Here is a 10497-nt window from a genome sequence, read left to right on the forward strand (position 1 = left end):
CGTCCCCATGTTCACACTATTCCTCCAACTCGACCTCTTCTGCTTTCTTGCCGTGCTTTCTTCGTCGAGCATAGACAGTCGTTCCAGCGATCAAACTAGTTAAGACTAGGGCGATAGAACCACCGAATAACAACGTGTTTTCATAGTACTTCGTGAAAAGCCCCTTTTCAGCAATCTCGAAAGAGAGAGCAAAGGTAGATTCATTACCAGCCTCGTCAGAAGCCTCCACGATTACCTCGTAGACACCAATCTCAGACAAAGTAGTACGAATAGTCTCGTAACCATCGACATCAAGCACATCACCAGAGAATAACTCCCCGTTGATCATGACAGAATTGATCTTATCCATTGGGTCGTCGAGACGCAACTCAAGATTAACCGTTTCAAAATACGTACCCTGATCCTCGACACCAGAGTAAATGACCTCAGGCGGCGTCAAGTCGATGATGAACTCGACACTTAGCTGCTGAATATTGCCAGCACTGTCCATGACCTCGAAGAATAGAACATGCTTGCCCTCCTCCTCGATCGGATCACCAATATTGTACGTATTACCATTTAACGTGATAGCGATGATATCGTAAGGACTTAAACTCTCGATTAAGAACTCAGGAATCAAACTATAGTTGAAATAACGGTCGTTGATCGGCTCAAGGAAGCTGATCGTTGGCGCAGTCTTGTCAATCGTGAAGACGATTGTACGACTCGTGACATTATCCGCCAAGTCCGTGACGACAGCCTCTAAGACATAATCCTGCTCGTATTCAAGAACCGTGCCACTTTCAAACGGCTGACCATTTAAAGTTACCCGCGTTCTACTCTCATCAATGTTCAAATCATAATAAGTAATCGTCGGCGTGATGCTTTCATTGAAATACCCATCGACAATACCACTGATATCCAGTTCAGGCATCGTCGTGTCGAGCGTGAAGAAAATCTCTAGCGTCGTTTCGTTTCCAGCGAAATCGACAGCACGCACCTCGAAATGGTACTCCATGTCAGTAGATGCCGTAGGAATTCGCCCAGTGACATCCTGCCCATTTAAACGGACAGAAGTGATAGAATCGTCAGCCTCGTCGAGAACAAAATTTGGCGTGAAAATACGGTTGATGTATTCCCCGTCAACGATGACACGATCCTCCCCACTGAACATCGGCGTGATGACCGGCGGCGTTTTGTCGATCGTGAACGCGATGCGCTGCTCGGAACGATTACCAGCTTTATCGATCGCTTCTACAAAAATCTCGTAGTAGCCCTCCGCACTGAAATTGTGGTTGAGGGTCGCAAGGTCTCCGCTCACAGCGAATCCTCCCGCATTATAGCTTGCGCCGTCCCTTGTAACCGTGATGTTGTTGATATCAAGATTTGTGTCTTGAATCGTTACATTGACAGGACGATCCTCATTATAATACTCTTCATTTTCAACTCCAGTAATCGTAATATCTGGATCAATCTTGTCGATAGTAAACACTCTCGACAATGACACAGGACCATTGCCTGCTTTATCTTCCGCAGTAATGGAAATACGGTATTCTCCGTCCTGCGTGAAGTTATGAGCCAACCTTGATATTAAACCAGTGTTTCTCCATGTACCCATGTTGTAAGGCTGATTGTCCTTCGTAACAATAAGCTCCACATCGTTCCACTCGTAGTTTAACTCTTCTACAGAAACACTCACTCTCATGTCCGTAGGATTATACGAGTTTTCCTCCACACCATCAATCGAAAGAACGGGCTCGGTGTTATCAATGTAGAAGAACACCGTCTCATGCGTCGTTCTATTACCTGCTTTATCAGTTGAAGTTAAATCAATATAGTAAATGCCCTCTTGCGTGAAACGTATCTCCGTTTCCGCAGTTGTCGCATTTTTTAGCGTCAAAGGATCTACGCTGTAATTACGTTTCGTGCCATTCCACTCACGTTGCACGCGCAATGTCGTCCTATCAAGATCAATCGTCGTATCTTGGACACGGATCGTTGCCGTACGACTCTTATAATGTTCATCACTCGTTACATTATTGATCGATAACATAGGATCTGTTTTATCAATAACAAGCGTTGTCGAAGCAGTCGTCCTGTTACCCGCTTTATCCGTCGCACGAACATCAATCGTATAAAGGTACTCATCAACGAATTCGTGTGACCACGCTCGCTCATTCTCCCTAAACGTCCAAGTTTCCAGAACTCGTTCCGTCACAGGGTCCTTACGATTTACCGTCACGCGAAGCTCTTCCATATTGCGCTCATCGACACTCACATTCACTGTGCGAGAAGAACGGTGGTAAGTCTTGTCACCACGGCTCGGCAAGGAAATGCTTGGATTCGTCGTATCAATTGTAAAACTACGCGTTCTTTCTGTCTTGTTGCCAGCCCTGTCCCAAGCCTCCACTTTGATCTCATAATCATCGTCAAGGTTACGACGGGCCGCTTCATTATAAAGCAATTCTAAATTGCCGTCCCATGCCCCATCATGGAGCACCGTTGCAGTACCATTTTTCGTTTCCGTCACTCTGACACGGTGAACCGCATAGTTATCGTTGACCCGTACCGTCAGATCTCCAGATTGTAAATAGTCCCCGTTACTAATGCTTCCTGGCAGGTTAATCGTTGGCGGCGTGAAGTCGACAGTAAAGCTAACTGCTTTTTCCTCCGCCTCATTCCCTGCTCGGTCCGTTGTATTCACAACGATTGTATATTCCCCTTGCACAAACGGCTCCTTGTTTTCAAAAACAAGGACAGTGCCTTCTCCAGATTCACTCGTCAATTCGAAGTGCCCTTCGTCTAACGTTTGATAAGGCTCCTCGTTCCCGTCTTTATACACAACGATCGTCGTCTGATCAAGGTCAAGGTTTTCGTCCGTAAAGGTAATTGTAGCCGTGCGATCATCTGACTCCTTGTAGTGAGCGTCTTCCTCAACACCACCGATTTCGATTTCAGGATTCGTCGAGTCGATAGTGAGCGCAATGCTCTCCTCCGCATGGTTTCCAGCTTCGTCCCATGCATTCACAACAATCTCATAATGATCGTCAAGGTCACGTGCTTCCTCTTCGTTAAAAACAATTGGGTAGTCGCTTTCCCATGTTCTATTCTCATACGTGTTACTTCTATCTTCCAACTTCTCGCCATTTTTATAAACGGCATACTCTACTTTATACACATCGTAATGTGCGTTCGTCGCAAATGGTTCATCTGTCACGTGAAGGTGGACAGCACCGTCTTGGACGATTGCCCCATCGTTTACTCCCGTGAATTCAATCACTGGCGGAGTCATATCAACATAGAAAGTAAAATCTTTTATGCTAGTTTTATTTCCAGCTAGGTCAATCGATTCCGCAACGATTTGATACTTCCCTTCAGCAAGATCTGCTGGCGTGCGGTAAGTCCCTTTCTTCCCGTCAACGGATTCCCCATCTAATTTTTCCAAATCATCAAGGGTTAAATAAATCGCATCATCATCGTCCTTCGTAATCTCAAGGATCGTTTGCCCAAGGTCTAGCGTATCATCTTCAAACACAAACTCGATCGATTGTGGCTCGCTGTAATATACCCCACGCTCCACCCCATTGATCGAAATCTCTGGGTTTGTTGTATCGATGATAAATTCCATCTCTTCTGTCGCATGGTTTCCTGCCTTATCCGTCGCCTCTATAACGATTTTGTATTCATCGTAAAGGCCTTCCCCATCGTTGAACGATAGTGCATGATGAATGCTTTCACCATTAACCAGTAAATCGGAGCCTGCATCCCCAGCGTCTGTCGGCTCGCCATTTTGGTAGACAGTGATCTCATACTCATCTAGATACTTGTCAGCAATGGTAATATCCACGTCTCCTGATTGGACAATGTCACCATCATTGATCGAACCTTCTACAACGATAGATGGCGGTGTTGTATCCAAGATAAAGGATTTTGTCACCGTTTCTTCTTTACCAAATACACTTCTTATGTCAGCTATAATTTCGTAGTCCCCTTCTTCTTCGAAGGTGTACTCGTATTCGACTTTAAATAAAGAGCGGCTCCTAGCGAAGTCTGCATCATATGGCTCTCCGTCTTTCGTTACTTGGAACTCATGTGTCCCAAAGTCAACCAATATACCTCTGATGGTAATCGTTACCGTTTTCCCATCTGGATCATTAAAGAATTCTCGTTCTTCAAAATTCCAGTCCACTTCAGGTGGTGATTGATCTAAGCTAAAGGATAGTTCTTCCTCAGAACTGTTTCCAGCTCTATCCGTAGAACTGAATTCGATCGTGTAAACACCGTCTTCATTCGCAGTGAATGTGGCCGTGCCACTCTCATCAAATTCAGGTGTGAACTCTTCACTTCCTTCTAGCGTTTCCAGCTGAATCTTAAGTTCCGTTGCTTGTTGATCGTAATTCTCATCAATCACATTAAAGGTAAGCTCTAAAGGCTCTTCAAACTGCTCTTCATCAGAAAGGTCTGTTCCATCTTCTTTTAGAATTTGTAATTCTGGTGCTGTTGTATCGTACGAGAAGCTGAAGTCTTCAAACTCCTGCGTACCAGCATTTCTGTGTCTGCCAGTTGTTGTAACGGAAATCGTATACTCCCCTTCGTCATCAATATATCTACCTAAAAGTCTTCTATAATCTGTGTGATTTCCGTTAACAGCCACTACCTCTTTGCTGGTTTCTATTTCTCCCGTTTCCGCAGCAACTTTTGTTACGGTCAAATCAATGCTACTCATAGCAATGTAGTTGTTTATATATAGTTCAAGGTTATCTGATGCAGTGGCATCCCCTTGTGATAAATCTTCGTTATTGTCTTTGTTTGTGATAAAGAGTGGAAATTCATGTTCTCCTTTTAAAATGGCGAATGTAGTTGTAGCTGTTTGCTCATTTCCAGCCTTATCTACTACCACCACTGTGATCTCATACGTTCCATTCTCTTCAAAGTCGTGACTATAGCTTTTTTTCTTATCTGATTCTTCTATTAAAGTTTTTTCTTCACCTTCTTTTAAAAGGTGTCGATAAATTCTAACTTCTTCAATGTTTTCTTCCGTGATAGTTGTCTTGATTTCGACGTCACTTGTGCTCGTATCGTCTGGAACACCAGCGATTTCGATTTCAGGAAGAATCGTGTCACGCGTGATGTGGAAATCAAATGTATTCTCAGGAATATTTTCAGGAAATTCGATTCCCCATTCATTGTCCTCTATGAACGATAGAGCAATTTCAAACTGACCATTGTAGCTCTTTTCCTCATCTTCAGGGATAAGGAATTCAACGTTAAATACTCCTGTAAAACCTCTTTCCTCATCTTCCACTTTGCTAATTTCCACTGCATCGACGATTGTGCCATCTTCAAAGCTCACTGCAATTGTGAATGGCTCTGTCAATTCATCTAAGTCGATTGGCAGTTCTGGCTGCTCTGGCTCAGTTGGTTCTGTTGGCTCCGTCTTATCTTGCTCGTTATTCTCATCTTCACCAGGCTCGTTGGATTCATTTTGATTCTCCGGTTCGCCAAGATCACCATCAGATCCTGCTTCTGGAATTTCACCATTGCCATCACCATTAGTTGTGACAGTAAGTGTTTCAGAATCTAGCTCATTTTCTTGGTTTGCATCATCGTCTGATTTTGTGCCATCATCAGTATTTCCATTTTCGTCTCCATCAGTATCTCCCTCTGGATCAGGTTCTGTTTCTTCTTCCCCATTGGTACCATCATCTGAACCAGGTTCTGGTTCTGGTTCTGGCTCAGTTCCCTCCCCTTCTTCCTCCTTAGGTAGGGATTCTACTAATCTTTCGTAGTCATCTGATAAATCTACCTCAAAGCTAATCTTCTCTTCCGCATTTACAAACCATTCTTCCTCAAAATCCTGGCTCATTTTCCATGGCTCTTCCCCTTCGAGCTTGATGAATCTCTCATCGCTCGTAGTGGAGAAAGCACTGCTGGCGAAAAATATAGCGGAAAACAGCAATAAGGCGATGGTCAAATATTTAAAAATATGATTGCGTTTGTACGTACGTACTATGGAATCTACCATCACTTTTCCTCCTATAATATTGTTTATATGTTAGAGACGTAGACAAAAATAAATTGAATCATTTAACTATCGAACGATATTCTACATTAGAGGCAGGAAATATACCCAGACTTTCGTTTGCTTAATGGTAGGGGAGTGAAACTAACTTACAGTTGCTTCGTGGGACCCTTGAAAAAGTGGAAATGTTGTATTTTCATCATCAATAATTAATAGTCCTTAATTAAGACCAGTTGATGAGACCGGAGCAAGCGAGATAACTGTCTCTTTCTCTACTAGCAAATGCTACGAAGCGTATCCGTCGAGACAACTCGAAGCTTACTCGTGATGTAAACGCTCGTTCCTGCGGGATCAAAGGCAGGGGTGAGACCCCGCAGGCGCAGGAGGCAGGAAGCCGACATTACGCCGTTGCCCACAGGACGTGGGCAAGTTCTTAGGCGGAATTTGGAGGAGGCTCACCAGCCGCCCGCGGAAAGCGAGTTTGCGCCGGGCTCATCAACTTCTCTATACAGATGACTATTTATATCAAACATTCTACATATAAAAATACTTTTTCATTGCTCTCTACATAGCATCGAAGAGGCTCATTAGCCACCCTTTTACCTGCGCGGAAGCGTGATATATTTCCAAAACGCTAAAGCTATTCGTACTATTCATTGATAGATAAATTTTCGTCACAGTCTCTTACTGTTAAATGGTTGTATTAGAGTGAACAACAACAATGTCCAAGCCCTTCTTGAAATACGGCTGCTCCTCTTCCTCATCAGAAAGCAAAGTCGTTTCATCATCGTCCCCGAGCAGCGTTGTCTCATCGTCCGCTTCAAGAAGCATCGTTTCGTCCTCATACTCACTGAGAAGCGCCGTTTCATCTCCTTGGCTATCATCGATTAACTCTGTCGCAGCCATCTCAGCTTGAGGACTTTGGTTGCTCATTGGTTGTGAATTCACCCCTGCACCTTGTTTAGCCTCAATTTCACTAGATGTATTGGCCTTGCCCGTGTTCCCCGAGTAGCTCGTGTAAACGCGAGAACCGTCCCTGCGTAAACCGGTGAGGTCTTGGAAGACATCTTTGATTTTTAGTTTGATAAAAATATAGATTGCAATTGGAAGCATGATGGCTGCGCCAGCCATACCTCCGTAAAACATCATTTCATTTGTCACGATTCAGCCCCCCTTTTTTTTGCAAAAAATTAATAGATGGTCCCGTCACTCGTTTTTTCCTATATAAGTTAACGTCTTTATAGCAGGTTTAAGGTATTTAGCCTCCGAACGATTCGTTGGAACGCGTCATCCTCATCTGCCCCATCTAGGAGGGAAGCTTCTTCAAATACTTCCAAAGCGCGAGTATAGTTACGCTCTTCTGCAGGCTTACTTTGTTCAATATCTAGAAGTAACTCAATATACCTTCTATACGTTGCCAGTGACTTTGGAAACTCCTCAATCGTCAATTGGTACTGCTCCACGGCACGCCATTCCTCACCCATGGCATTGTAAATCACACCAATGCGCATCATGGCCTCTTCCCGATAGGACACATCTAGCTCCAATAACATATTGTAATGATCTATGGCCCTCTCGAAATCGGAACGGGTCTGTTCCAGATCAGTACCTTCCACTCCCCGACTGTGGAAAGCCTGCGCGAGTTTTTCCTCAAATTCCACTTCATACATATATTCCATCTGCTCATCGCCAGTACGCTGCACAAGATCCTTCGCAGACATGATGAGCTCAATCGTATTGGAATTCGCTTGCGGCAACTGCATCTTATACGAGCTATATACATTAGCTAAAGCAATATAGTTCTCTATTTTCCTCACATCGTTCGGGAGAGAATCTGTGTATTCCCAAAACGCGAGTAGGTCATCTGCGAACTCATTGTAATCAATATTCATCTGCCCCAAAGTCGTAGCAAGGGTGATGTAGTACTGCGCATCAGGAATCGCACTTTCGTCAACTCTCTCAAAGTAACGTGTAGCCAGACGATAGTCTCGCATGATATCAAAATAGGTCATCCCCACTTTAAAGAGGACATCATCGTTCCTATCGACCCTTCCGAACCCTGCGTTTATGTATGATTCAATCCTTGATAGACCAACGTCCGTTTCCCCTCTGCTGATATAGATATCCAACATGTTAATATAAGCATCTGCACTTCTTCGGTCCACCTCTTCGATGGCGTATTCCAGCGTCTCTACCGCCAACATGTCTTCTCCGTCCAAGACATATCGCGTGGACTCATCGATGAGATTGCGGTAATCTCGGAATATCTCCTCTTGAATAGCTGAGTAGCCTACATATGATGTCGTTACGGATGAAAAAAATAAAACGACTGGGATTGCAAAAATGGCTAATTTTTTATAAAGCTGCCGTTTATATCCGCTCGTAAGCTTATCAATGTTTTCCAAATCGTATAAAAGCTCTTCGCAAGTCTGATACCTTTCAGAAGGCTCCGTCATCGTACATTTATTAATGATGTGCTCCAGTCCTTCAGGAAACGAAGGATCCCAATACCTGATGGGCTTCACTTCGAACGGCGGTTCGTTAATTGTTTTCCCCGTCACGAGATGGTATAACGTCATTCCGAGACTATAAATATCGGACCGCGCATCCGTCTGCTTCCCTGACTTCTGTTCAGGAGCTGCGTACGGCTTACTCCCAAGGTTCGTTGTATCTGTGGAGCTCTCTGTCTTAAATTCCCGCGCAATCCCAAAGTCAATGAGCTTGATCTTCCCTTCAGGCGTTAACATGACGTTGTCTGGCTTCATATCACGATAAATAATGGGATTCGGTTGTCTCGAATGGAGGTAACCGAGAACGATGCTAAGCTGCTTTGCCCAATCAATGACAAGATCAGGTGCAATCGCCTGCTCACGTTTCAGCTTTTCACCTAAGGACTCCCCTTCGATATAATCCATTACAACGTAGATGTCGCCTGTGGACTCGATGATGTCATAAATCTTCGGCAAGGAACCGTGATCTAGTTTTTTCAACATATTCGCTTCCACTACTAAGCTGTTCAAGAGAAGCTCGTTGTTACTGTTGGCGCGCTTTCGAATATCCTTTACAACGAGGGATTTGTTAAGCCTGTTATCCATTGCCAGGTAGACGACACTCATCCCACCGCGGCCAATTTCCTTTAAAATCTCATATCTGTCATCTACGACACTACCAATCTTAAGCACATGCTCACCTCCCGTTAGTTGATTTTCACTGCTAGTGCTGATATGTTGTCTGTTTCGTTGCGCTGTTTCACTGTTTCCACTAGGTGAACAAGTTGTTGCTTCAGCTCTGAGTTGGTTTGTAATTGCCCTGGCTCAAGCTGTTGCCCTATCTCTTCTGGTTCGAGTAGATTAGAGAAGCCGTCCGAACAAAGCACATATAGTGACCCAGGTTCTACTTGTCCTGAGGTGAGGTCCACTTGAATAGCGTCAGATGCGCCAACACATTGGAGAAGCACGTTCCTTCTTGGGTGTGTCTTTGCCTCTTGTGGTGTCAAGTTACCCCTTTCCACTTCCCTTGCCACAAAGGTTTGATCCTTCGTTAGCTGGGTGACAGTCGTTGAGGTAGCTGATAGTACTGTCGTTGGTGCTAATGGTGGAGCTGTTGATTGCGCGATTGATGGCGCTCCAGCTCTCGACGTTGCTGCTGTTGGTTGCTTTTCTGATGTTGCTGTTCCCGCCGATGCTGCTTGTGCCGATGTTGCTCCAGCTCCATCAGATGCTTCGTTTTGTTGTAAGTGGTACGCACGGCTGTCCCCAATTTGAGCAATATAATAGTTGGATTGAACGATGAGTAGCGCTGTAATCGTTGTCCCTAATTTGATGTTGGACGCTTCCCCGTACTGGAGTATCTTTTCGTTTAAGGCGGTGATTTTCGCCTCCAACTGTTCGTATAGGATTTCATCTGTCACACCTGTTTGAATTAGTTCCGGCAATTCCGATTCGAACCACTCATTCATGCCGTGTATCACCGTTGCACTAGCAAGTTCCCCGTGGGAGAGTCCCCCCATGCCATCACAGACGATGAACAGACCTATGCTGCCATCTGGCGTTTCGTATGATTTAAGAAGGAGGGCATCTTGATTAGTCTTTTTTTTGATACCGACATCGGTATGGTATGCTGCCACGAAAGGCATGGCTTCACCTCCTAGGTTTGGTAGGTATTTTAGTTTGATAGAGTTAGAATTTGCTAGGTTGCTGGTTTGCTGGTTTGGCATAGTAGGTTTATAGTCAATTCATAGACGGTTTATAGTCATTTCGTAGTTGGCAGTATGGTAGCTTATGTTTTTCTAGTGTTTACTAGTTTTAGTTATAGAGTAGTTAGTTAATTTATCAGTTCATGCACTTTTTCAAACCTGATCGGGCTTTGATCAGGTATGTAATTATGGTTTTGCTTGTTTTCATACCTGATCGGGCTTCGATCTGGTATGAGATTTTGATTTTGCTCCGTTTCATACCTGATCGGGCTTCGATCTGGTATGAGATTTTGATTTTGCT

4 protein-coding genes are annotated in these 10497 nt (G+C 44.3%); all 4 read right to left on the reverse strand.

Features of this window, described 5'->3' with window-relative positions; all coding sequences use genetic code 11:
- Nucleotides 1–16: 16 nt before the first annotated feature.
- The 4 genes from BW724_RS20220 to BW724_RS20235 all read right to left on the reverse strand — a co-directional run bounded on the left by BW724_RS20220 (nt 17) and on the right by BW724_RS20235 (nt 10136).
- The gene (locus BW724_RS20220) at nt 17–6004 is read right to left on the reverse strand and encodes an Ig-like domain-containing protein (RefSeq protein ID WP_088076922.1); all 5988 of its coding nucleotides are present in this window, start codon (nt 6002–6004) and stop codon (nt 17–19) included.
- Between the two features lie 687 nt (nt 6005–6691).
- Nucleotides 6692–7150 carry a hypothetical protein gene (locus tag BW724_RS20225; protein WP_140355028.1) on the reverse strand — a complete coding sequence of 153 codons (459 nt, stop codon included), beginning with the start codon at nt 7148–7150 and terminating at the stop codon, nt 6692–6694.
- A gap of 89 nt (nt 7151–7239) precedes the next feature.
- Nucleotides 7240–9183, reverse strand: coding sequence for a serine/threonine-protein kinase (locus BW724_RS20230; RefSeq protein WP_088076924.1), 1944 nt, complete (start codon nt 9181–9183; stop codon nt 7240–7242).
- A gap of 14 nt (nt 9184–9197) precedes the next feature.
- Nucleotides 9198–10136: a PP2C family protein-serine/threonine phosphatase gene (locus tag BW724_RS20235; RefSeq protein ID WP_088076925.1), complete on the reverse strand. Its 939-nt coding sequence runs from the start codon at nt 10134–10136 to the stop codon at nt 9198–9200.
- Nucleotides 10137–10497: the final 361 nt, after the last annotated feature.

It is taken from the genome of Litchfieldia alkalitelluris, assembly GCF_002153425.1.
Classification (GTDB): Bacteria; Bacillota; Bacilli; order Bacillales; family Salisediminibacteriaceae; genus Evansella; species Evansella alkalicola.